The organism is Vibrio sp. 10N.247.311.51, from assembly GCF_041467855.1.
Classification (GTDB): Bacteria; Pseudomonadota; Gammaproteobacteria; order Enterobacterales; family Vibrionaceae; genus Vibrio; species Vibrio coralliirubri.
Map to the genome: position 1 here is coordinate 19,942 of NZ_JBFSVK010000011.1, position 23,201 is coordinate 43,142.

The window sequence follows — 23,201 nt, forward strand, 5'->3', positions numbered from 1 at the left end:
CGTCTTTAGAGCCCAAATTGTCGTATTTGCAGCGATACAAGCTTTAAGTTTAGACGACCTATTCCAATGTGACTGAACTCAGTCATAAGAGTCAGCAAACCCATGGTTTATCACTGAGATTAGACGACCCAACACCTGCTTCTTGCTCAATATATACACATTAACATCTCCTTATTGACTGATACATCAAGTTACAATTCGATTTCATATTAGCCAACAACACTGATCTGGGTTAATAAACTGGTTTCACAATAACCTTATTTTTATTGGGGTCAGATAATTAATAAAAAGGAAGTTAAAGTGAAAAAATTATTAGCACTTGGTATCGCAGCAGTAATCTCGGCTCCAGCAGTAGCCGACCACAGCACAATCAATGGTATGGATTTTGGTCCACTCGCAAAGTTAGTCGGCACATGGAAATCAGTCGAAACTGGCGGCGTTGATATTTCTCCAGGTCAAGAAGGCACAGAAGTGGGCAAAGGTGGCCCCGCGGTCACACCATTTTATGAAGTGATGACGTTTGAGGTTGCGGCAGATGCAACCAACGCCAGCGATCAATATCTGGTTGCTCTGTACTACAAGCAAGAAGTATTCAGAAAGGCCGACGACTCTAAATTCCACGATCAACGTGGCTACTTCATCTACGACCAAAAAAATCAGATCGTCTACAACTCTTACTGTGTACCTCGCACCACATGTGTCACCGCAGAAGGCCCTGCTGGCGATACAATGACGTTAGTTGCGTCTAAGCGTGGCATCGCTGAGTCTGAATACATGACGGACAACGCAACCACCACAGGCTTCACGATGAACATTAGCATTTCAGACGATACGCTGACGTACTCTCAAACAACAGGCTTAGAGATCTACGACAACGCATTTGCTCATACAGATTCAAGCACTCTAATTAAAGTGAAGTAGATTCAAATACAAACGCCTTTCACAGCGAAGTGAAAGGCGTTGTTGATTGAGTCAATTTCAAGAAAATGACAATCAGTATATTCTTCTAAATCGCGACACACATTGGTGTATTTGAAATAGGGTCTCGAAACACGCTCGCTTTGAGATCAAATACGTTACTGAGCATCGTTTCGGTCATCACCTCATCAGGCGAGCCTTCCGCTATTAAGCACCCTTTTTCCAAAACCACTAGATGGTCGCAATAACGACTGGCTTGGTTCAGGTCATGCAACACAACAACCACTGTTTTTCCTTTGGCATTCATCTGTTGCATCAGGTTCATTAATTCTACCTGGTGTGACATATCAAGGTATGTGGTCGGTTCGTCCAACATCACTACTTCCGTATCTTGTGCAATTACCATCGCAATCCATGCTCTTTGACGCTGGCCACCAGACAGTGACTCAACAGGCTTATCAGCAAACTCAAGCACACCTGTATCTCGCATTGCTTGCTCGACAATCCTTTGGTCGTCCAGCCCTAACCTTCCCCAATGAGAGACATAGGGCGAACGGCCATATTCGACTAATTTTCTGACCGTGATCCCTTCAGGGCTGACCAAGATTTGCGGAAGAAGTGACAACGAACGAGCGAGCGCTTTATCGCCGTAGCTTGATAGCGGTTTGTCTTCAAACAACACCTCTCCAGCCACTGGCTTGTTAATTCTTACTAACGTCTTTAATAAGGTAGATTTACCGCACCCGTTAGGTCCTATCAATGCGGTGATTTTTCCCTTAGGGATAGAAACCGACAGGTTCGGTATGATCGTTTGTTTGCTGTACGCGACGGAAAGATTCTGCGTTTTAAGCATGGTTACCAACCTCGATAACGATAGAGAAGAAAGATGAAATATGGCGCGCCAATCACAGACGTGAGAACGCCTGCTGGCAATTCAATAGGCGGTTGTAGACCTCTGGCCAACCCATCAGCGCCTGTAACCAGAATTGCCCCTACCAGTGCAGATGCTGGGATTAACAACTTATGATTATGTCCAAACAACAAGCGTGCTAAGTGAGGTGCTAATAAACCCACAAAACTGATCGTTCCAGCAACAGAAACGCTAACACTGGCAAGCAATACAGCGGCCAATAACGCGAGAGCCTGAATCTGTTTTGGCTTAGTACCCAATGTGGTTGCACTTTCCTCACCAAGCCCCATCACATCTAATCGCCAAGCAAGCCATAATGCCATGGGTAACAACAAGAGCAGTGCGCTCCAAATATACGGGACTTGCTGACAATTTCTGCCCCAAAGACTGCCAGTAAGCCACACCATTGCCGTGTTGATCTCTATCGGGTTGGTGACCAGCAAGAAGTCGATACAACTGGCCAGAAACGCACTCACCGCAATACCAATCAGCGCCAATTTAGCGGGTGTTGGCCTTGACCACCATGCCAATACAGCAATCAGCCCAGCAGCCAATACCCCACCGAACATCGCCACAACCGGAAGCACACTGACTGGTGCATTGGGGAACCAAACTAAACTCGCTGTCGCAGCAAGGCCTGCCCCGGCGCTAATACCCATAAGATCAGGCGATGCTAACGGATTACGTATCACGCCTTGCACTAATACCCCTGAAAGCCCTAACCCTGCGCCCACGCTTATCGCAAGCAACATACGTGGTAGCCGATACTGATGGATAACAAAGTCGTCACTGGAAAACGCGACCAAATGTTCGATGACTTGAGAAACAGAAAACGAAGCTGCACCGACAAACAAACCTGCGGATGCCACTAATATGAGAATCCCAGATAACAAAACTATCTTAGTTTGATGATGCATTAAGATCTCCTCGTCGCAATCAAAATAAAACAAGGTGTCCCGAGAAAAGCAGTAATAACACCAACGGGTGTTTCAGTCGGGAAAGCAATCGCTCGCGACAGCGCATCTGACCAAGACACTAATGCTGCGCCTGCCAATGCTGAAATAGGAATCAATAAATGATAATTGTGCCCAACCATAGGTCGAACCAAATGAGGCACTAGCAATCCTACAAAGCCAATTGGCCCTGCGATAGCGACACTTGCTCCGGCAAGCAACACGATCGTCAGTCCACTCACGAAGCGAGTAAACCTGATGTTACTGCCCAGACCCACAGCAACTTCTTCGCCAAGTGCCAACAGGTTGAGGTTGCGAGCAAGGCTCATTGCTAACACCAAACCAATCACTACAGGCGGCCAAAGCTGTTGCCATTGCCCATCATCCACACTAGACAGTGAGCCAGTAAGCCAATGCAAGACGCTATAAGCCATATCGTCAGCAAGAATCAGCGCCGCTCGTGTCAGCCCGAGCAATAACGCCGTAATGGCGATACCCGCGAGAACCAAACGTAACGGATGAGAACGTGCAGAGAAAAAACCGCCTAGAAGCATCACAGCACCGCCGCTCAGCAATGCACCAAGAACCGCGTTAAGGATTGGGTTTAGCTCACTGATCACGGGTATACCTATCGCAGCTAACGCCATAAAACAGGTTGCGCCAGCATTAATACCAAGAATCGACGGAGACGCGAGTGGATTACGCGTTAATCCCTGCATCAATAACCCAGCGACGGCCAAACTCGCACCAATCAATAGCCCCGCATAAGCTCTTGGTGCTCTTAATGTCGCCAATATTTGATGAGTCATGTTGCTTTCATCAAACGCAAACCAGTAGTCAATCAAGTCACTCAATGTCAATGAGAAATTAGACCACCCGGTCATAGAGGCCGCGTAACCAAACAGTGCCAAACACGACACGAATGCCGTAAATAACGTGACTCGCCACGACAGTATTGGCCAGAATCGCTTACTTTTAGAGAACAACATCGTACTCATGATCGGTCCAAGATCTGCTCAAAATTTTTCGCCATTTGTTCTGCCGCTAACATGCCTCGATTCAATGACCAAAGTGCCGGTGACACTTCTACAACTTGCTGATTTTTAGCAGAGGTTAGTACATTGAATAGCGGATTTTTCTGCCAATCATCAACAATATTTGGATGAGAGTAAGCGCCAAGGAGCAACCAATCCGGATTGGTTTTCAACAACAACTCAAAGCTGGTTGGTAAATATGCCTTCTCTGTTGGTTTCACAATAGGGCTCGCAATGCCTAATGTGGTGAGCACGCCTCCTGCGTAAGATGCAGGGCTATGTAACCACATACCTTTATCCGACACGACAGCGAATTGGACGGTTTGTTTGAGCGAGAAATGACTTTTGAATTCAGCCATGACGTGTTGATGTTGTTGAATTCGTTGTTCCATTGACGATTGCTTGTCGAGAGCGATGCCAATCTTGAGCGCAGACTCCAAATTCTCTTGATACGTCTCGCCGCGGCTTTTCAGAAGCAGCGTTGGTGCGATGCGTTGTAGATCTTGATAGACAGTACGATGACGTTCTGCATCTGCAATGATCAGGTCAGGCTTTAATACCGCAATGGCTTCTAGGCTAGGCTGAGAACGCATGCCAACCGATTCCCATGGTTGAACCAATTCACGTACCGCCGGAATCACTCGCGAAGCATCATTGTCATCAGCAACACCAACGGGAGAAACACCCACCGCAGCTAACGCATCTACAAATGAGAACTCCAAGACCACAATACGTTGCGGGGTAGTCGCTATTTCAAACTGACCTTGCTCATCTTGTATGAGCCTCGTTTGTGCTGAACTGGAGAATGAGAACAAGCTTAAAACCAGCAAAGCTAAGGTTATCGCTATCCTGCTGAATAAAAACGGCTTATTGAGTGACAGCAGTCCGTTCGACAGCAGCAATGGATTCGAAAACAAAAGGCGAGAGCTGTTTTCCATATTTAATTTTCCTTAAACGCTAGAACCGTGAAAGCCGCCAAGAGTATTGGCGACTTTTATTCGTTATTACTTTCAATAAATTACGTATTAGAACTGATAATTCAGGTCCAAAGTGTAAGAACGTCCTGGGGCTGGATAACGACCAACGGGGCTGGTATCAATACCGCGGAAATAATAGTCCTCATCAAACAAGTTGTTCACCGCAAGGTTCATGCGCAGCTTACTGTTTTCATCCTTATACAAATCCGAACCTAGGTTAAAGTTCCAGACCATGTAGGCAGGCACTTTACCTGTCGCGCCCGTTGCATCTTCGGCACTTGTATTCGCATTGTCAGAATAAGATTCGCTGAAGTAGTAACCAGACAAAGTCGTATCTACCTTGCTAAAGGCGTAAGTCGCATCCCAACTAAATTGATGTTTAGACGTATAAGGAAGTTGATTGCCCTTGTTTGCACCCTCTTCCTCTAACGTTGCATCTAAGTAGTTATAACCAGCGCCAAGGCTCAAAGCTTGCATCGTTTGAGGAACATAACGACCAGAGAGCTCAACACCTTGGTGAAGGGTTTTACCAATGTTATCGAAAGTTTGGGTAGCACTTTGCCATTGCAGCTGATCTTCAAAATCAATGCGGTAAAGTGCGATGTTAAAGCTGGTTGAATCTTGGTTGTAGCGGGCACCCAACTCGTAGTTCCACGCTAGCTCACTGCCCTCTTCACCTTTACCACGGATGTAAGCGATTTGTGGTGCACGCAAAGATTTCTGTGCATTGGTGTAACCCACCCATTGCTCGGTAAGATGGTATGCCACGGTTAAGCCCGGCAGCCATTCCGTCACTTTGTTGTCTGTACTCTGTGCTGTGCCCAGATCATCAAACGTCATATCAATCGATTCGTAACGAATACCCGGCGTAACTTTCAGTACGTCATTGAACAGGCCGATTTCATTGCTGATGTAACCAGCAAAAGCGTCAGTATCTAAGTGCCAATCACGAGGGGTTGTTGTAGCACCACCAGCAATTGGTGTTTGGGTCAGCTTGTAATCAATGTCTTCGTTAACATAGCGCGCACCCACAATCACGTTTTGCGTTACAGTATTTCCGTCAAAGTACATCGCGAGTTTAGGTTCAACGCCATAAACAGCAAATTCACGTGGTGACGTACGAATATCGGTTGATGGTAATGCCGGGTCCGCCCAGTGACCGCCAGCGCTATTAAAACCCCATTGGAAGAAACGCTCAGAACGGTGGCCAAACGTCAGTATTTCTAATTCAGCGCTATCTGCAAGATTCAAATCATGCAAATACTTCAGGCTCCAACGCGTTGAAGTGCCTTGATATTCATCGTATGGGCGCTTCGACTGAGTACGGTCTTTTTCGTAATCATCTGGCGATAAAGCGCCCGGCATTTGGGTGTCGGCATCATAACGTTGAACGAAAGCTTGTAACTCTTGAGTATCGCTCAGTAGCCATTGCAATTTCGCTTGGAAGTTTTTTACATCGGTGTCGGAGTGCTCACGGAAGCTTTCACCTTTTAAGAAGTTCCCCTCGACTTGAAGTGCCAGCGTATCGGTTAACCAACCACCCGTTCGCAGGTAAAAGTCGTTGAGCGGCGTATCGCCATCCTCGAATACAGTAAAGCGATTACTGATTTCCGTTTGCCACTCCTGTGGAATAGGCTTGGTCACCAAGTTGATCACACCACCGACGTTGTTTGGTCCGTACTGAACCGCCGCACCGCCTCGCACAATATCAATACGATCAAGCATCGACAGCGTTGCAGGGAAAATTGATTGTCCTGTGTGACCATACGGTGCCAGTGTCAGAGGAACACCATCCATGAGGAATTGAGCGTGGCCACTGCGACTCGCTTTCAAACCACGCACTGAGATGTTAGGCAAAACACCGGTGCCCGTTTCGTCTTGAACCTTAATGCCCGGCACGCTTTGAAATGCCGAATCGATCGAGAGTGCTGCGGTCTTTTTAATTTGTTCATTAGTCAGAACAGTACGAGCTCCCGGATACTCTTTCACATCCTCAAGCTCTGAATTACCGATCAAGCTGCCCGTCACGACAACCGTTTCCATGGTCGTCGTTTGAGGATCAGACGCGGCAAATGCGTCCATGGAAGTCACTGAAGCGATAGCCATTGCAAGGGCACTTAGACGCAACTTTTGATGTGATTGAGTACAGGGTTTACCATCCAAATTCTGGTAAGGCATGAAAATCTCCTAAATAGGCAAGTTAGGATCAAAGGCCATGTTTACGATTCGGCGCTTTGATCCTATGGGCTAAACGGCCTCAAAATGAAGCCAACTGTTCACTCACTCGTAGTGAACAAATCAATCGTTTTTAGAGTCGAACTAACTCTTAGAAATGAATGAACTTTTAAAACTGATAGCCGTAGCTGAGCATAAATTCGGCTGGCGCTCCGTAACCGATCTGGTTAGTACCAGAAGTGCCGTTGGTTGCACCCAGAATGTATTTCTCATTAAGCACGTTGTAAGCATTCGCTTGAACTTTGTGACGACCCGTGGTGTACGCTGCCATCAAGTCAACCGTGGTGTAGTCACCCAGAGCTACCGCTTCATCATTACCCGCGTAACGGTCGCCTACGTATTTCACGCCACCACCTAAACGCCAGTTGTCATCTAACTGATAAGTGCTCCAAAGAGAGAACAGATGATCAGACACATCGTTTGGCTTTTTGCCTGTCTCTTTGTTCTCCGCGTCTAAATAGCTGTAGCCCACAGAAATGTCCCACTGCTCTGTAAACTGACCTCGAGCTTCTAGCTCAATACCTTGGTGACGAGCCTCGATCTTGTTAACAACGTCGCCGTCTATATTGGTTTCAGGTTGTTCTTGATCAATTTGGAAGACCGCAGCATTCAGCATCAAAGCGTTATCTAATAGGTAAGCTTTGGCACCAATTTCTTTTAGATCGGTGTGGAAGAATTCTGCTAATTTAGGGTTGATGTAGATACCTGAGTAAGGCAATTGCCATGAACGAGCTAAGCTTGCGTACACTGACATATCGTTGTTGATTCGGTAGACCAAACCACCACGGTAGCTCACTTTGTCATCGTCTAGATTCTCTTTTTCTGAGCCCGCTTTTTGCTGTTCAAGCTCCATCGAGTCGTAACGCACATTACCGATCACTGAAAGATCACCAAAGGTGTAAACGTCTTGAATGTAGACACCGGTGGTCGTTGTCGTGTTATCACGGAAAGGTTTGAAACCCGGATCAGGTGTTGGACCTGCTACAGGGTTATAGATGTCTTTCGGAGGTAAGGTTTTATCGCTTGCGAGCGTTAAGTCGATATTGATCTGATTATAGTCCGCGCCGATCATCATTTGATTGGAATCGGTTTCCCAAACTAGCTCAGATTGAAGAGTCGTCGTGGTACGAGGGTCGTAACCGAAGTTATTTACAGTCTGAGATACTTCATTCCCAGTTACCGTTCCTTGGCGCGTACCCTTTTGCTCAAGCTCGATATGGTTGTATGCTGCGCGGTTTGTCCATGCCCATTCACTGTTCAAAAGCCATTCATAATTAACGCCAACACGAATGCTGTCTGACTCTTGATAGTCATTCGTGCCACCGTAAAATGTGCTTTCAGAGACATCGACAGGCTTACCATTTTTAGATGGAACACCACGATATGGTACTAGCTCTTGGTGAGCATATTCGACATCGAGATCAATCGTGTGACCATCCGCTGGTAATACACGAATTGTTGGTGCGATAAAGAAATCATTAGAGTCGACGTGGTCTACATAGGAATCCGATTGTCGACTTTCCACGTTGATACGACCACTAACCTTGTCACTAAGCGCCATCGAGCTGTCAACCTGACCAACAAAAAGATTATTGCTGCCAACACTGCCGTTGACGTGTGTGAAATTATCACCGTTAGCACGCTTGGTGACCAAATTGATGATACCGCCGGCTGAACCTCGGCCGTAAAGTGCGCCTGCAGGGCCCTTTACCACTTCGACACGTTCGATATTCGCTAGGCTTCGGTACGATTGCAGAGTCCCGTCATCACGCATACCATCACGGTACATGTCGTTAAGCGCATCAAAACCACGAATCACAAATTGGTCTCGGCTTCCCTCACCCAAGGTATTGTTAACCCCTGCGACACCATCAAGTGCATCCACTAAACGCACCGCGCCACGGTCTTCCATTTCCGTCTTTGTGACTACCGATACTGCTTGCGGTACATCCAACCATTCGACATCCGTTTTGGTTCCTGACTGAGGCATATACTCCGCGTAACCTTCGTACTGATGACCAATAACTTGCAGAGTTTCATCCACCGTTACTTCTGCAGCCATTACATTCGACACGGTAGCCACTGCGGTTAATGCACCTCCAATAGCCAAAGCGAGAGGGGACAAGGCCAATCTAATGTTCATTTTCTAATTCCGTTTTAGTTTATAAAATAACAATATTGCGAATAAGAACAAATATCATTTATATTTGCAATATATATTTTTTGATCTATATTTGCTTTGCAATATGCAACACCACTAATGATATAAGAATCAATAAAAACAATAAGATAGAAAAATTCTCTTTCTTTTAACCCCGAAAGAGAGCACTTGAAAGCGAGTTGTGAGCAGGCGACAACAACGTTTTGGAAATTAGGAAAGCCCCATGAAATCTACGATAATCATCGTGAGTCACGTCGTGAATGATGCGATCACTCACGGCTTCGTGCCGACAGCAAAAGCGATGGGTCTCCACGTCATTTTGATCACAGACCACAAACTCAACCACTTAAAACTGGCAAATGAAGATGACCGCTTTAATCCCGATGAAATTTTGGAATGCGATGTCTTCAACCCTCTTGAACTCATCGAAATCATCACAGAGCAAGAGCTAGAACCTCATGCTGTTTTCAGTAACAGCGACCACCTACAAACTTCCACCGCAATCTGTGCACAGTTCTTTGGTGTGCCTGCTAAAGATTGGAATGTGACTCTTAAGGCGAAAAACAAATACTTAACTCGTCAGGTTCTCAACGAAAAATCGTTACCTAATACTCAAAGTGTTTTGTTAAGTCGAGAGAGCGCTCCTGTATTCGATTTCGATTTTCCTGTCGTTGCGAAGCCCAAGGAGGGCGTGGCTAGTTTAGACGTGCAGCGCTGCGAGTCTGTAGCTGAGCTGGATAACTATTGCGATACGTTTTGGCAAAAGCACCCTACGACTCCCATTTTGGTTGAGGCGTTTTTACAAGGTCCGCTTATCACTGTCGAAACCATTGGCGACGGGGAAAATTTAGTCGCACTTGGTGGGTTCGATGTAGAACTCTCTGCGCCACCTTACTTCATCGAAACAGCGGCGAGTTGGGATGGTGTTAACAGCGTGCACTACCGAGAAGAATGTATACGTCAGCTTCAAACATTTGGGGTGGGGTTTGGTGTCTGTCATAGCGAATTCATCATCACAGATTCGGGGCCGGTACTGGTCGAGATCAACTATCGAAGTATTGGTGATGGCCGGGAATTTTTGCTTGATAACCTCAGTGGCGGGAATTGGTTCAATACCATCTTAAATCTTCACTTGGGTCACAAGCTTGACCCTACATTTCGTATTGATGGCAGTGCCCATGTGCACTATGTAGTGGCGCAACAAAGCGGTTTGATTGAAGGGTCATCAACTTCTTTCATTCACCAAGAGGGCGATATTGTCACTCAGCAGCAAGTGCTTAAAAAGGTTGGTGAGACGTTCCAACAAAGTTTCTCCAACAAGGATTACTTAGCGAGAATTTCGGTCGTTTCCCCTTCTAGTCAAACTCTAGAACCCGCGCTACAACAGGCAATCTCTCGCTTCAATCTAACAGCAACAAACGAGGTAACAGCATGAATGAAAACGCGTTATACCTCACTCAACGTTTAGTCGATACTTGCTTGCGTGAAGATTTGTTCGGATTAGTTTCTCAAAGCCGATTTGAATCTCAGCTCCCGAGTACACTCAAGTTATCTTCTTATCCTCGTAATCAAATTTGGGCTATTTTTACGGGTTCAGACTTTACACTCTACTTGCCCGTTACTCCGAGCTATTACATGCAGCGTTGGGTATACGGCCAACCAGATGGCTCGAAAGGTGATGGTTGGTTCATCGAGAGAAATGGTGTCATTGAAACCCAGCAGCACTATCAAGATTGGATCGAATTATTGAAAGCAAGTGCTCACGAAAGCTCGCATTCGTTATTAGATGGTTATTTGCAAGAACTCGAATGTGCAGAAAAACACAAAGGGTTGTGTGATAGTGCCTTCAGTCAGCAATCCGAATCACTAATGCAACCGATTTCTCAACTAGAACGTTGGGAGCAAAAGCTATTGCGTGCCGATCAAATCGCATCCTATCTTGACCACCCTTACTACCCGACAGCACGTGCTAAGTTCGGTTTAAGCGATCACGACCTAGAGCAATTCGCGCCAGAATTTGCACAAAGCTTTGAACTTCGTTGGCTCGCAATCGAAAAGTCACTCGTTACATTGACCAGTCCACAACCAGAATGTTGGCCAACGATGGAGCAAGTGGGTCTGCCCGCCGACTTTGCTCTTAGCCATGAGTTATTCCCCGCACATCCATTAACACTAAGGAGTCTTGATGAACTTCCTGACGGTGTTATTGAAGCTCCGGTTGCATGCCTTGAGGTGACTCCAACTTTATCAGTGCGCACAGTGGTCGTGAATCAAGCACCGCAGATCCACATCAAGGTACCGCTGATCATGCGATCTTTAGGTACTAAAAACATTCGCCTAATCAAACCCTCCACGCTCTATGATGGGCATTGGTTTGAACGTTTATTGACACACTTAGAGCAAACAGATCAAGACTTACACGGCACACTTTACCATTGTAATGAGAAACATGGCGGCCATGTTGGAGACGATAAAACCTTTGCTTACATTGTGCGTGAATACCCGCTGCGCTACTTCCAAGACAAAGCACTGGTGCCTGTGGCAGCCCTTGCTAGCCCAATGCCTGATGGACGTTTGTTCTTGGAACATCTCGCCGAACAGTATTATCAACAAGATACGCTGACTTGGTTTAAAGATTACGTTGATCTGCTATGCAAAGTGCACCTTACATTGTGGATTCGTTACGGTATCGCTTTGGAGTCTAACCAACAAAACGCCATCATCGCATTCGATGGGCAAGGCAAGATGACCTTAGCCATGAAAGACAACGATGCAGCGCGTATTTGGCCAGAGCGTTTCCAAACGTTTGAGCAACAATCACCCGTAAAATGCGAGCACCTTTTAGATCAACGTATCACAGTAGAGAGCGAGCTCGCTCTTGGTCAGATGTTTACCACCATTACTTTGCAGTTAGACATTGCCGCGATTGTGGAAGCAATGGCGACGAAAGGAATCGCCACATCAGCTTATCTGTATGAAATGGTTGCCAATAGCCTTTCCCAAAAGCTTAGCCAGTTGGACAAACAAGGACACAACACCAAACTCGCAAACGAGATGTTGTTTGAGTCACCCAACCTATACGCTAAGTATCTATTGAGCTCGGGTAGCTTGTTGTCTAAAGAGTCATCTGGCGCAAGCGATATCAATAAGTTCTATGGCTTGTCAGCACCGAACTTTTTATTGCTAACCAGCGAAGAAGCACAACACGCTTACCTTGAAAACATCAAGCAGAGCGTGAGTTAGCCCATCATGACCAAACTCATCTATTGCGTGCTTTTAAGCCACTTTATCGCCGCGTTTACAGCCTTGGGAATGCCGTTGTTTTTGCCAATGGTATTGCCAACACTGGATGCAAACATTACTTCGGACTGGGCGGGGGTACTGTTCATTTTACCCACCTTTTGCACGGCCGTTGCGGCGCGTTTTTGGGGGCAGTTTGCCGATAAATATGGCAGACGTCGCTCTCTATTACGTGCTCAACTCGGGCTTGCAGCAGGCTTCGCGCTGTGCGGCTTAGCCGATAATCTCTCAATGTTTGTGTTTGGTCTTATCGTTCAAGGAACCTTTGGTGGCACCATGGCCGCCTCAAACAGCTACTTATCCAGCCAAATTAACGATGCGAAAACACTCGGTAAGTCACTTAATAAAACTCAGCTTTCTGCCCGTCTGGCGTTAATTATTGCTCCGATAGGGCTTGGCTGGAGTTTATCGGAAACAAACCCGTTGAACGCGTATCTGTGGCTGTCTGCTTTGCCGCTATTCGCGCTAGTGATCACCTTAACATTACCCATTGATGACTTAACGAGATCTAAGGGAATTATAAAAGATCAAGCATCGAATAAAGCTCAATGCAGCCAAGCCAATTCGTTAAATACTCTTTATTGGGTGTTTGGCGCGCAGTTCAGTTTTGCTTTCGCCATGGTCGTCACGTTCCCCTATTTCTCGCCTTATGTGCAGCAATATGGCGTGACGAATCAAGCGTGGGTTGGGTTTTTGTATGCCCTCCCACATGGTGTTTATCTGCTCTTTGCAGGGAAAGTTCATCTGTTCTCAGAATGGATTGATCGCCACCAGCTTGAACGCAATCAAGCGCAGCGTACTTTATGGCTGGGCTTTGGTTTGCTTTCACTCAGTGCCGCAATGCATCTCACTCCTTATCAAGAAGTGTTGATTATTGCTCGTATCGTTTTCGGACTTGGCATGGTTTGCTGTTATCACGGCTTACATCAAGCGTTAGCAAATCAAATTGATCGACGACAAAGCGGCAAAGTATTTTCCCGCTTTGACGCTATGTCTAAATGGGGTGGCGTTGCGGCTGGGTTGAGCGCGTCTTTCATATCAAGCCAGGGCTGGCTTGAGGTTCCTTTCATACTTTCTATGTTGGTCAGTGGCATTGCTGCTATCGCGCTGATCATCCATTCAAAATTTGGACATCAACATGTTAAAGACTCAATTATCTCCAAGTGAATATTCCACTGAAGACCAAGTTCTTCAAAATAGTAAAAAAGTACTGCTAAACCGAGAAAAAGCCCAACTCAATACCATCATGGGCGTGGTGAACTGTTACTTACGTGAATACGCGATACCCAATGAGCAGGTTGATTGGCGCTACAGTTCAGCCTCTCTGCCTCAAACTTTGAAAAGAAACTACAACGCTCACCAGCGCGTGGCCATTCACCTACCTCACCAAAGTCAGCCTCAGAAAAATGGCTTGATGGTTTTACCTGTTGAGTACACCAGCAAACTGGGAAAAGTGAAGCTCTGCGATACACCTTGGGTCAAAATGCCCGGCACAGCTTGGTGTAAGCTGGACGCAACGCAAACCCTGACGCTTCTACTCAGTTACCTAAAAGAAATGCTGACGATTCCATTCAATCACGAGTTGGTCGAGCAAATGGAAAACAGTTTGTTGATCACCGAGCAGTTCCTAAACTCAGACAACTCACCTCAACATCACAATGCGTTTATCGCATCAGAGCAATCGTTACTTTGGGGACATACTTTTCACCCAACGCCAAAGAGTCGATCAGGTGTCAGTATCGATGATCTGCTCGCTTGTTCCCCTGAGGTTGGCGCTAAAGTTCCCCTCTATTGGTTTAAGGTGGATACTGCGTTGCTCGACGTCTTGAGTTCCGATGACCGAACCTCACCAACGACTATGCTTGAACAACTTGCACCTGACGAGGACAATTCAGCAACTACCATGCTTTACCCTTGCCACCCTTGGGAAAGTTACACACTTTTGCAAAACCCAGTGGTCAAAATGGCCATTGAACAAGGCAAAATCATCCCACTGGGATTAGGTGGAGAAAAACTCTTACCCTCCTCATCCGTGCGCACTCTGTATCACCCAGATATGGATTGGTTTGCTAAGTTCTCTATCAATGTACGTTTAACCAACTGTGTACGTAAGAACGCATGGTATGAGCTCGATAGTGCCGTTCAATTAACCTCGATTTTGCACCCAATTAAAGAAAGCGAACAGTTACGTAACCCTGTATTCAAGGTAATGACAGAGCCTTACGCCACCACATTGAATCTAGAATCTGTTGCTGAACAAGAGCATGCGGATGTTATAAAGGCTCGAGAGTCATTTGGTATTTTATATCGAGAGAATTTCACTTTAAGCGAAACCGATATTTTGCAGCCAACGTTAGCGGGTGCGCTCTTTGCTTACGACACAGACGGGAACAGTTGCATCGCCACTCAACTCAAACAAAAAGCGCAAACAACACAATCCCAATATCAAAGTGTCGCCACGCTGTGGTTTGAGCGCTATCTGCATTGTTTGATTCCGGGCGTGTTTAACTACTACTTCAAACATGGGGTTGCGTTTGAACCGCACTTACAAAATACGTTGATTGGGTTTGAAAAAGGCATGCCGTGCTGTGTATGGATTCGAGACTTAGAAGGTACCAAGCTACTACGCGAGTTTTGGCCGTCAGAAACACTTCAGCAACTTTCAGAACGTGCTCGTCAATCGGTTTACTACAGCCGTGAGCAAGGTTGGAACCGTATCGGCTATTGCACCTTCATTAACAATATCAGTGAGGCGATTTTCTTTATCGCTGAGGGGAACTCAGCACTTGAAAATACGTTATGGGGAACTTTAAAAGACGCTATCGTCCGCTGGCAGTCGATCAATGGTCAGCAACCCGAACTAATGGCATTGCTTAACGATGGTCATTTCCCAAGCAAAAATAACTTCACAACACGTTTGATGCAAAATGCCGATAAAGAGTCCGGTTACACCCAAGTTGTAGCACCGTGGCCAACTCATTCAAAAGGAGTTCACCATGCTTAATTCCCCTCAACTTTCAGCCTCTATCCTTCAAGAAATCGAGCAATTAGCAAAGCAACAAACGCAACCATTATGTGCTTATCTTTATGACCTCGATGCATTGGAGCAGCACATTAAGCAGATGCGCCATGTATTGCCAAAAAACGTAGAGCTATTTTACGCCGCGAAAGCGAACCCTTCAGAGCCGATATTACGCACTTTAGCCCCTTATGTTGATGGTTTTGAAGCAGCATCAGGCGGAGAGCTTACACACCTCCACAAGCAACAACTCAATAAACCACTGATCTTTGGTGGTCCGGGGAAAATGCCAAGTGAACTGGAGCAAGCAATTGAACTCGATGTTGACGCGATTCATGTCGAAAGTCTCACTGAGTTACAACGCATTGGCGCTTTAACTCAGAGATTGAACCGACCTGCTTCGATCTTCTTGCGTATGAACATAGACATTGGTGACATCACACTTAGCAAGTTAGCCATGGGTGGAAAACCCACGCCATTTGGACTCGATGAGGGTGAGCTCAATAACGCCTTGATGTATCTGCGCGACTTTCCCTTGATCAAGCTAAAAGGCTTCCACTTCCACTTAATGTCGCATCAACTTGAAGTCGATCGCCACCTCGCCTTGATGCAACGTTATTTCCAAGTCGTCAAAGAGTGGCAAAAGACGTTCTCACTCGATGAGCTGATCATCAATCTTGGTGGAGGGATGGGAATCAATTACCAAAACCCGCAGCAACACTTTCCTTGGATGGAGTTCTGCGACAAGTTGGAGTTCTTGATTGCTAAAGAACATATGCAAGACTGGAAGCTACGCTTTGAATGTGGCCGCTATATCTCGGCACCGTGCGGCTATTACGTGATGGAGGTACTGGATATTAAGCAAAACCTTGGTGAGAACTTCGTGATTGCTCGTGGTGGAACACATCATTTCCGTACACCGGCAGCACAAGACCATGACCACCCGTTTGTTATCTTGAAAAGTAGCAAACAACCCACCATTTCACATCCGATAAGTCATGCTACCGCCACACTAGTTGGACAACTTTGCACGCCAAAAGATGTTATGGCACGAAATCAACATATCGAGCAGGTCGATATCGGTGACTATGTGGTGTTCACCCTAGCAGGCGCTTATGCTTGGAATATCTCGCATCAAAACTTCTTAATGCATGAACCTCCGGTGTTTCATTATTTCTAGGCATCCCGCTGTGATCTATGATTTCTAACTGACGGTTTGAGTCAAAAATCTATAGAGCCAGCTAAAGACACTTAATATAAAAAACACTAAATAAAAAGGCGTTAGTAAACTCAGGTCTACTAACGCCTTTCTTATGTTTATCTTAGCCCTTTGACCAAACAGCTACAGCGATTGAGTACTCGACTCCCCACAGTGATCGCAATGCAGAACCAAACCGTAGTTAATTCGAATACAAGCACTTAGCATTTTTCATCGACTGCCCAGCGGGAGTGGTACATGGACAACAGAATCACCATTTTAGAGTTTCTCAGAGTGTTCGACTGCATTCGCTCCTCGGGCAAGCAATCGGATAGCAAATATCAATTGGGCGAGATGGTAGCGTGGCATGATTACGATGGTTACACCTGTTGGTTGAGCTACCGAGACGTTACCGTGACCCTAATGTTCCACGGCTCATTGAAGATCGAATACGACAAAACCTCGAACTATGAAGACTTCATCAAGCGATGTTTAGCTATGCTTGAAACTGAACCCTCTCCATAAACTATCCATCGCTAATAAATAAACCACGCAAAGCCTATGGGAAGCAGTGGAGAAAATGATGAACGGAACCCATTGTAAAACGCGGTTATCCCTTAGGTTAACCACACCTTTACTCCTTCTACTCAGCCTACATTCGTTAAGTCTTAAGGCAGATGCAACAGGGATAAACATGATCGACTTTACACAAGCGAGTGAGCATCAAAACTGGACAGTGACCAACGACGATGTAATGGGTGGCATCTCAACAGGCGAGCTCATTTATCTTGATGATATGAGTCGATTTAAGGGCGAGCTATCGTTAGAAAATAATGGTGGTTTCAGTTCTGTAAAGCGCTCCATTGAATCACCAGCCCATGAAATAGATAGCGCAGAGCTAGTATTCGTTGGTGATGGTCGCACTTACCAACTGAGGCTCACAACATCGAAAGATGGTAATCGAGTTCAATACAAACACGATTTCGATACGATAAAGGGAGTGCGGCTTAACAAGGTGTTCCACTTCAATGATTTTCAAGCGGTGTTCAGAGGTCGGCTGCTGAGCGATGCGCCGGAACTTAAGGCGCAAGACATCAAACAAGTCGGCTTTTTGATTGCAGACAAACAGGCATCGCCTTTTGAGCTAGACCTAATACAGCTTCACTTCAAAACATCGAAACCTATCAGGTCACCAGAAGCTGACTAAACTGAAAACAAACAAAAAACAAAAGCCCCTGATACCTTTTGACTAACAATCAGATATCAGGGGCTTCTTCTATTTAAACCGTCAACGATTCAAAACAACAGCGGATTAATACATCAGCAATTAGTATTTGATGGCTGTTTTACCAATCGAGGCACTGCTTTCAATACGTTGGTGTGCATCTTTGATTATATCCACACTAAAGCCATTTAGGGTCGTGGTTAGGGTCGTTTTAATACGGCCCGCATCAATCAGATTCGCTGCTTGGAACAGGATGTCTTGCTGCTTCTGGATATCCTCTGTATTGAACAGTGAACGTGTGAACATCAGCTCCCAAACAAAGCCCGCTGATTTGCCTTGCAGCGCTGATAAGTCAATTCCACCGTCAAATTCAACAATCGAACTGATCATGCCTTGCGGTGCGATCAACTCAACCATCGCATCCCAGTGCCCTTTTGTATCAGCAACATTGAAGATGTAGTCGACATGTTGAATGCCTTGCTCTCGGACAGACTCAACAAGGTTACGGTGGTTCACCACATAGTCCGCTCCCATATCTCTTACCCACTGCTCCGTTTCAGGTCTTGAAGCTGTTGCGATAACATTTAGGTTGGTCAGTTGCTTAGCCAGTTGAATCGTAATTGAACCAACGCCGCCCGCTCCACCAATGATCAGGATAGACTTTTTCTCTTCAGGACAAACACGCAAGCGGTCAAACAACGCTTCCCATGCCGTAAGCGTCGCTAGTGGCATAACGGCTGCAGCCTCATCAGAAAGGCTCTTAGGCGCTTTAGCGGTAATACGATAGTCCACAGCTTGGTATTCTGCGTTAGCCCCCATGCGTGTTACGTCACCCGCATAGTACACACGGTCACCGACTTCGAAGCCTTCAACGTCAGCACCTTTACCAACAACTTCACCGACTGCGTCATAGCCCAGCACTTTAGGCTGCTCAAGAGTTTTGTCTTTGGCATTACGAATACGAATTTTAGCGTCAGCAGGATTGATAGAAGTCGCGCTCACTTTTACCAGCAAGTCATTATTTTTTAGTTCTGGCAGACTCGTTTCAAACTCAAATAAACTGTCTTGCTCTGTAATCGCAAGTGATTGAGTATATCCGATAGCTTTCATTTTTGATGGTACTGACATTGTGCTTTCTCCTTGAATTAGACGAGTTAATCTTAGTCAATTCTCACTCTAGATAAACCGCCTAATATTTGAATAATTCTCAAATAATTTTTGATAATAGTGTTGCCGTTATCTGGGTAATGCAGAAATCTAACTGCATTACCAACGGCTTAGAGGTTAAATCAGGCCATTCTCAATCAACCAATCATGTGTCACTTGATCTTGTGGTTTACCTTCACGGCAAACTTTGTAATCCAGCTCTGCGATGATGTCGTTCGAGAAGCGTAGGGAATCCAACTTCTGAATCTGTTGCGCGCTGAACAGATGCTTCTTGTCGTCTCTCAAAAGAAGCACTGCTCTGTCCACAATTCCGAGTAGGCCTTTTGGCTCTTTGAGCTCACGAATATCGTAACGATAGTGCAAAAACTGAGGTTTCCACAGTGGCACTACCACCCACTCTTTGTTTGCGACTGCACTTTCAAAGGCACTGAAACAATCGTCTTCACTGCCAGGAAAGAACTCGTAGCCGGCATCGCTCAGGCCATAATCTTTCATCATCTGGATAGAGAAGCGTGTGATACCAGCACCAGGGTTAATGCCTTGGATGGTCGAGTTCATTTTCTCGATCACTTCAGCTTTTAATAAATCAGAGACTTCAGAAGCCGCCGCTTCAGGCACATAGTCTGGTACGCCCCACAAAGCATAAGGTTCATAATGAAGCCCAAGCTCGATAAGTGGCTCAACTTCTTCAACGCCCGCTTTGTAGATACCGTGACTTGATGGCAACCACGCAGAAGAAAGCATATCCACTTGGCCTGTTTTCAGCTTTTCAAAGTTCTCCTGATGTGGAGAGAAAATACGCTCTACCTCAAAACCCATGGCTTTCAATACATTGGCAACCAATGATGCGGTCGTACGGTGGAACGACAAATCCGTTACACCCATTGTGATTTTCTTAGTCATCTTATCCCCCTAGATCGTAGGCTTCGTCCATACGATGTGTACTGCGCTACGTTGTCGATATGGGAAAATGATAGTGAGAAAATTACTAATGAAAAACAGCCTCACATTTGAATTATTATCAAATTAGTTTTGACAATTAAGTATTTGAAGCTAACTTAGAAGCGATAAGTAGAGATAACCCATTTGCAGATTGTGATGGGGAAATATCCCAACGCCATGTTTAGAACATAATTCAATACAGGTAGATAACATGCTTCTTGAAGACTTACAGGTCATTTTGAAAGTGGCGGAGTTTCGCAGTATCACCGCTGCAGCCACCAACCTTGATATGCGCACTGCCACAGCAAGTGCAGCAGTAAAACGTGTTGAAGCGGCACTCGGTGCGGAGTTATTTGTAAGAACCACGCGCCACCTGAGACTCTCTTCAGCAGGCGAGCGTTATTTACCGGAATGCGAACAAGCCTTAAAGATGTTGGAGCAAGCAAAGCTCAATATGCGCGAAGAGCTCGGTATTCTTGATGGTGAAATTCGAATTGCGCTTTCATCGGATCTAGGACGCAACCTAATCACACCTTGGTTAGATGAGTTCTTGCTTGAATACCCAAAGGCGACGCTTCGCACTAGCATCAGCGATAGCAATATCGACTTCTACCGAGATTCCGTCGATATGGCGCTGCGTTACGGCTCTCCGACCGATGCGAACATGTATGGTTTCAAGATATGCGATGTGCCGAGGATATTGTGTGCGGCTCCTGAATACTTGGCTGAAATGGGCACACCAAAACACCCGAGTGACTTAGCTCAGCACAATGGTTTGCTTTACCAACTCCATGACATGTTGCAAGACGAGTGGGTGTTTAACGATGGTACTCAAGACCATAAAGTGAAACTAAAAGGAAATCGCGCTTCGAACGACGCAGACCTTGTAAGACGTTGGTGTATCGCAGGTAAAGGAGTGGCAATAAAATCTTGTCTAGACATGTCTCCTCACCTGCTTTCAGGCGAAGTGGTTAAAGTTATGCCTGAATTTAAGCCGACACCTACCGAGCTGTGGTTAGTGTGTCCAAGTCGTCAATCCATCACCCCTACTGTGCGTCTACTGAGAGATTTATTCAGAGAGAAAACCGCTGAGATCCTTTCGCAACTGAGCAAACAAGGCATTACAGAAGGCACAACATCTTAAGGTTTAATGTCGCTTAAATAAGAAGCAGAGAGACAAAAAAGGCGTTAGCGAACTTCAATTCGCTAACGCCTTTCATCATTAGAACATCATAGCTGCATGATGAACCTTAATAAGAGTACTTAGTTTAATACTCTTAATACAAAAGCTTAGTTTGACTCGTCTTCAACATCGCAGTCTGCGCAGCACTGAAGAGCAATCTCATGTTCGAAGGTGATGGTGTCTTTACCTTCTTCTACTAGCTCTGCGATTTCGTCTGCCACTTCTTTTTCATCATCCGCTTCGATTCCGCTTTCTAACTCTTCTTCTGAGTAACCAAAGAAGTTAAGCAGTAGGTACTCGCGAGCTTCTTCTTTCGTACAAACCACATCTGCTGAAAGATCAGGAGTAACCTCGCCTTGTGCAAGTGTCGCTGTCACTTGTGCGATAGCATCGTCTTTCATCGCAGGCGTTAACCAACCAAGATCAGTACTTACTGTCGTTTTTTTACAGTCGAAGCAAGGCAGTTGGTGAAAGTAGTATTGAAAGGTAGTCATAGGTAAATTCTTCTTTAAATGTTGTATAGCGAGATTATGCGCGTTTTGTAGCAAAATACTATCTCAATCACAACCTGAAACCGCTTCATGCTGAGTATTTTTACCAGCGCCGCGCAAGCTGATGTGATCATTCGATAAAAGCGCTGTTTTACCCATGCTTACTCAGCTTTACGCTTGTTTACATTTGTACGGGTAATATATGCCTTATCAGATAACAAGTGTGGCACCTCACAATTGCTTTGGCTCTTGCTTAGCTTCATCGCTCCAACTATTAGCTATGAGTTCACGGCTTACTTAACTACTTAGCTACTTAGCTACTTAGCTACTTAGCTAGGATTTGTTTGAAATAGCTTTGTTTTCAATTAACTTACTTGCACTTGGCTTATTTTGAACCACGCTTATTTAAATCACCCCGTCTCGGATACCCAATCAATGATCATCACAAAATATCAAGCCCTTGCCCTTTCATCGGTTGCTTTGCTCGCTACAGGCTGCTCACCATCATCAGATACGCCTTCGGTCAGCAACATCAGTGATTACCAAGGCTCAGCGAGTATTACTCAAGGTGTGGCGACCACTGTTGAATCGAATCTCTTTGAGTGTGCAAACGGACGTAGTCGAGTGGCGGGCGTCGGGGAAATTACGGACTCAGAAGGAAAGGTTTGGACGGTTCCAGCCAAGAACAACTTTGCGACAGGGCCAAAAGCCTTTGATCTTTATGAAGAGTGCTCAAACACTACGCCAAGTAGCCTAGCCGAAGTCGATCAAAGCGCAGTGCCGGTAGCTGTTGTGGATCAAGACGGTGAGGAAATAACAGGCTATATTTTTGCCGATAACTATTTCGAACTTTATATCAACGGCAAGTTAATCGCGGTAGATACCGTTCCTTTCACACCGTTTAACTCAAACATTGTCAAATTTAAGGTGAAGAAGCCTTACACGATTGCGGTGAAAGTGATTGATTGGGAAGAAAACCTAGGTCTTGGCAGTGAAGATAACCGCGGAAAGGCATACCACGCTGGTGATGGTGGCTTTATCGCGAGCTTCAGTGACGGAACCGTGACAGGACCAGAATGGCAAGCACAAACCTTTTATACCTCACCGATTTATGATCTGACTTGTTTGAGTGAAGTGGACGGGAAGCGTCTTTCTGAAAGCTGCACCACGGAAGGAACTGACCACGGTCAAGATGCCTACGCCGCTCATTGGAAAACACCAACCAACTGGATGAACCAAGAGTTCGATTCAACATCTTGGCCTCAAACATCGGTATACTCAGAAGACGATATTGGCGTGAACAATAAAAAAGCGTACATGAACTTTATCGAAAAATTCAGTGGGGCTGGCGCAAGCTTTATCTGGTCGACAAATGTCGTTCTCGATAATGAAGTGCTACTGAGATACGAAGTTAAGTAGCTTTATTCCTTTGTAAGCAAGCCCAGTCACAAGTATGACTGGGCTTACTACTCAAACAACTTGCTGGTG

At 45.7% G+C, this 23,201-nt stretch carries 19 protein-coding genes; 10 read left to right on the plus strand and 9 right to left on the minus strand.

Translation table 11 applies throughout. The annotated features are described in order from the left end of the window. Positions 1-300: 300 nt before the first annotated feature. Positions 301-921 carry a heme-binding beta-barrel domain-containing protein gene (locus AB6E85_RS11975; RefSeq protein WP_372134130.1) on the plus strand — a complete coding sequence of 207 codons (621 nt, stop codon included), beginning with the start codon at positions 301-303 and terminating at the stop codon, positions 919-921. Positions 922-1,006: 85 nt separating this feature from the next. On the opposite strand, the gene fecE is transcribed toward AB6E85_RS11975, so the two are convergent. The 6 genes from fecE to AB6E85_RS12005 all read right to left on the minus strand — a co-directional run bounded on the left by fecE (position 1,007) and on the right by AB6E85_RS12005 (position 9,170). Beyond that, a complete protein-coding gene (gene fecE, locus AB6E85_RS11980) occupies positions 1,007-1,771 on the minus strand; it encodes a Fe(3+) dicitrate ABC transporter ATP-binding protein FecE (protein ID WP_372142780.1) in 765 nt (254 codons plus the stop codon). Between the two features lie 2 nt (positions 1,772-1,773). Further along, on the minus strand, positions 1,774-2,745 hold the full coding sequence (locus tag AB6E85_RS11985; RefSeq protein ID WP_372142782.1) for a FecCD family ABC transporter permease: 972 nt from the start codon (positions 2,743-2,745) through the stop codon (positions 1,774-1,776). Further along, positions 2,745-3,779, minus strand: a complete 1,035-nt coding sequence (locus AB6E85_RS11990) for a FecCD family ABC transporter permease (RefSeq protein WP_372142783.1) — start codon at positions 3,777-3,779, stop codon at positions 2,745-2,747. Before AB6E85_RS11990 ends, AB6E85_RS11985 begins: the two co-directional genes overlap by 1 nt. Continuing rightward, complete coding sequence (locus AB6E85_RS11995; protein ID WP_059017327.1) at positions 3,776-4,753, minus strand: Fe(3+) dicitrate ABC transporter substrate-binding protein; 978 nt, start codon at positions 4,751-4,753, stop codon at positions 3,776-3,778. Before AB6E85_RS11995 ends, AB6E85_RS11990 begins: the two co-directional genes overlap by 4 nt. 87 nt (positions 4,754-4,840) lie before the next feature. Further along, positions 4,841-6,970: a TonB-dependent receptor family protein gene (locus tag AB6E85_RS12000; RefSeq protein WP_372142785.1), complete on the minus strand. Its 2,130-nt coding sequence runs from the start codon at positions 6,968-6,970 to the stop codon at positions 4,841-4,843. 166 nt (positions 6,971-7,136) lie between these two features. Next, positions 7,137-9,170, minus strand: a complete 2,034-nt coding sequence (locus AB6E85_RS12005; RefSeq protein WP_372142787.1) for a TonB-dependent receptor — start codon at positions 9,168-9,170, stop codon at positions 7,137-7,139. A gap of 241 nt (positions 9,171-9,411) precedes the next feature. Here AB6E85_RS12005 and AB6E85_RS12010 point away from each other — a divergent pair, with 241 nt between their 5' ends. The 7 genes from AB6E85_RS12010 (at position 9,412) to AB6E85_RS12040 (ending at position 17,912) form a co-directional block, all read left to right on the plus strand. Next, on the plus strand, positions 9,412-10,623 hold the full coding sequence (locus AB6E85_RS12010; RefSeq protein WP_372142789.1) for an acetyl-CoA carboxylase biotin carboxylase subunit family protein: 1,212 nt from the start codon (positions 9,412-9,414) through the stop codon (positions 10,621-10,623). Beyond that, complete coding sequence (locus AB6E85_RS12015) at positions 10,620-12,431, plus strand: IucA/IucC family protein (RefSeq protein WP_372142790.1); 1,812 nt, start codon at positions 10,620-10,622, stop codon at positions 12,429-12,431. The genes AB6E85_RS12010 and AB6E85_RS12015 overlap by 4 nt, the downstream gene beginning before the upstream one ends. A 6-nt stretch (positions 12,432-12,437) precedes the next feature. After that, on the plus strand, positions 12,438-13,655 hold the full coding sequence (locus AB6E85_RS12020) for an MFS transporter (protein WP_372142792.1): 1,218 nt from the start codon (positions 12,438-12,440) through the stop codon (positions 13,653-13,655). Next, positions 13,627-15,492 (plus strand): IucA/IucC family siderophore biosynthesis protein, encoded by a 1,866-nt coding sequence (locus tag AB6E85_RS12025; RefSeq protein ID WP_372142794.1) that lies wholly within the window; start codon positions 13,627-13,629, stop codon positions 15,490-15,492. The genes AB6E85_RS12020 and AB6E85_RS12025 overlap by 29 nt, the downstream gene beginning before the upstream one ends. Next, positions 15,485-16,687, plus strand: coding sequence for a type III PLP-dependent enzyme (locus AB6E85_RS12030; protein ID WP_372142796.1), 1,203 nt, complete (start codon positions 15,485-15,487; stop codon positions 16,685-16,687). Before AB6E85_RS12025 ends, AB6E85_RS12030 begins: the two co-directional genes overlap by 8 nt. 276 nt (positions 16,688-16,963) lie before the next feature. Further along, complete coding sequence (locus AB6E85_RS12035; RefSeq protein ID WP_086968505.1) at positions 16,964-17,230, plus strand: DUF3081 domain-containing protein; 267 nt, start codon at positions 16,964-16,966, stop codon at positions 17,228-17,230. Positions 17,231-17,276: 46 nt separating this feature from the next. Further along, positions 17,277-17,912, plus strand: coding sequence for a CIA30 family protein (locus tag AB6E85_RS12040; RefSeq protein ID WP_248367791.1), 636 nt, complete (start codon positions 17,277-17,279; stop codon positions 17,910-17,912). Positions 17,913-18,032: 120 nt separating this feature from the next. Here the strand turns inward: AB6E85_RS12040 and AB6E85_RS12045 are convergent, their stop codons facing one another. Further along, entirely contained in the window at positions 18,033-19,058 is a 1,026-nt protein-coding gene (locus AB6E85_RS12045) for a zinc-binding alcohol dehydrogenase family protein (RefSeq protein WP_372142798.1), read from the minus strand. A gap of 156 nt (positions 19,059-19,214) precedes the next feature. Continuing rightward, positions 19,215-19,982 (minus strand): glycine betaine ABC transporter substrate-binding protein, encoded by a 768-nt coding sequence (locus tag AB6E85_RS12050; protein WP_050632939.1) that lies wholly within the window; start codon positions 19,980-19,982, stop codon positions 19,215-19,217. Between the two features lie 268 nt (positions 19,983-20,250). Here AB6E85_RS12050 and AB6E85_RS12055 point away from each other — a divergent pair, with 268 nt between their 5' ends. Then, the gene (locus AB6E85_RS12055; protein ID WP_137002266.1) at positions 20,251-21,183 is read left to right on the plus strand and encodes a LysR family transcriptional regulator; all 933 of its coding nucleotides are present in this window, start codon (positions 20,251-20,253) and stop codon (positions 21,181-21,183) included. Between the two features lie 146 nt (positions 21,184-21,329). Here AB6E85_RS12055 and AB6E85_RS12060 read toward each other — a convergent pair whose 3' ends face one another. Next, positions 21,330-21,716 carry a hypothetical protein gene (locus tag AB6E85_RS12060; RefSeq protein WP_048606034.1) on the minus strand — a complete coding sequence of 129 codons (387 nt, stop codon included), beginning with the start codon at positions 21,714-21,716 and terminating at the stop codon, positions 21,330-21,332. 432 nt (positions 21,717-22,148) lie between these two features. On the opposite strand from AB6E85_RS12060, the gene AB6E85_RS12065 reads away from it, so the two are divergent. Further along, entirely contained in the window at positions 22,149-23,132 is a 984-nt protein-coding gene (locus tag AB6E85_RS12065) for a hypothetical protein (protein ID WP_372142800.1), read from the plus strand. Positions 23,133-23,201 lie beyond the last annotated feature (69 nt).

What these genes read in the sequence shown, in the direction of transcription:
- AB6E85_RS12030 (WP_372142796.1), top strand. Translation starts at nt 15,485, where the DNA reads ATGCTTAATTCCCCTCAACTTTCAGCCTCTATCCTTCAAGAAATCGAG.
- AB6E85_RS12010 (WP_372142789.1), top strand. Translation starts at nt 9,412, where the DNA reads ATGAAATCTACGATAATCATCGTGAGTCACGTCGTGAATGATGCGATC.
- AB6E85_RS12045 (WP_372142798.1), bottom strand. Translation starts at nt 19,058, where the DNA reads ATGTCAGTACCATCAAAAATGAAAGCTATCGGATATACTCAATCACTT.
- AB6E85_RS11990 (WP_372142783.1), bottom strand. Translation starts at nt 3,779, where the DNA reads ATGAGTACGATGTTGTTCTCTAAAAGTAAGCGATTCTGGCCAATACTG.
- fecE (WP_372142780.1), bottom strand. Translation starts at nt 1,771, where the DNA reads ATGCTTAAAACGCAGAATCTTTCCGTCGCGTACAGCAAACAAACGATC.
- AB6E85_RS11985 (WP_372142782.1), bottom strand. Translation starts at nt 2,745, where the DNA reads ATGCATCATCAAACTAAGATAGTTTTGTTATCTGGGATTCTCATATTA.
- AB6E85_RS12020 (WP_372142792.1), top strand. Translation starts at nt 12,438, where the DNA reads ATGACCAAACTCATCTATTGCGTGCTTTTAAGCCACTTTATCGCCGCG.
- AB6E85_RS12015 (WP_372142790.1), top strand. Translation starts at nt 10,620, where the DNA reads ATGAATGAAAACGCGTTATACCTCACTCAACGTTTAGTCGATACTTGC.
- AB6E85_RS12060 (WP_048606034.1), bottom strand. Translation starts at nt 21,716, where the DNA reads ATGACTACCTTTCAATACTACTTTCACCAACTGCCTTGCTTCGACTGT.
- AB6E85_RS12055 (WP_137002266.1), top strand. Translation starts at nt 20,251, where the DNA reads ATGCTTCTTGAAGACTTACAGGTCATTTTGAAAGTGGCGGAGTTTCGC.
- AB6E85_RS12050 (WP_050632939.1), bottom strand. Translation starts at nt 19,982, where the DNA reads ATGGGTGTAACGGATTTGTCGTTCCACCGTACGACCGCATCATTGGTT.
- AB6E85_RS12065 (WP_372142800.1), top strand. Translation starts at nt 22,149, where the DNA reads ATGATCATCACAAAATATCAAGCCCTTGCCCTTTCATCGGTTGCTTTG.
- AB6E85_RS12025 (WP_372142794.1), top strand. Translation starts at nt 13,627, where the DNA reads ATGTTAAAGACTCAATTATCTCCAAGTGAATATTCCACTGAAGACCAA.
- AB6E85_RS11995 (WP_059017327.1), bottom strand. Translation starts at nt 4,753, where the DNA reads ATGGAAAACAGCTCTCGCCTTTTGTTTTCGAATCCATTGCTGCTGTCG.
- AB6E85_RS12035 (WP_086968505.1), top strand. Translation starts at nt 16,964, where the DNA reads ATGGACAACAGAATCACCATTTTAGAGTTTCTCAGAGTGTTCGACTGC.
- AB6E85_RS12000 (WP_372142785.1), bottom strand. Translation starts at nt 6,970, where the DNA reads ATGCCTTACCAGAATTTGGATGGTAAACCCTGTACTCAATCACATCAA.
- AB6E85_RS12005 (WP_372142787.1), bottom strand. Translation starts at nt 9,170, where the DNA reads ATGAACATTAGATTGGCCTTGTCCCCTCTCGCTTTGGCTATTGGAGGT.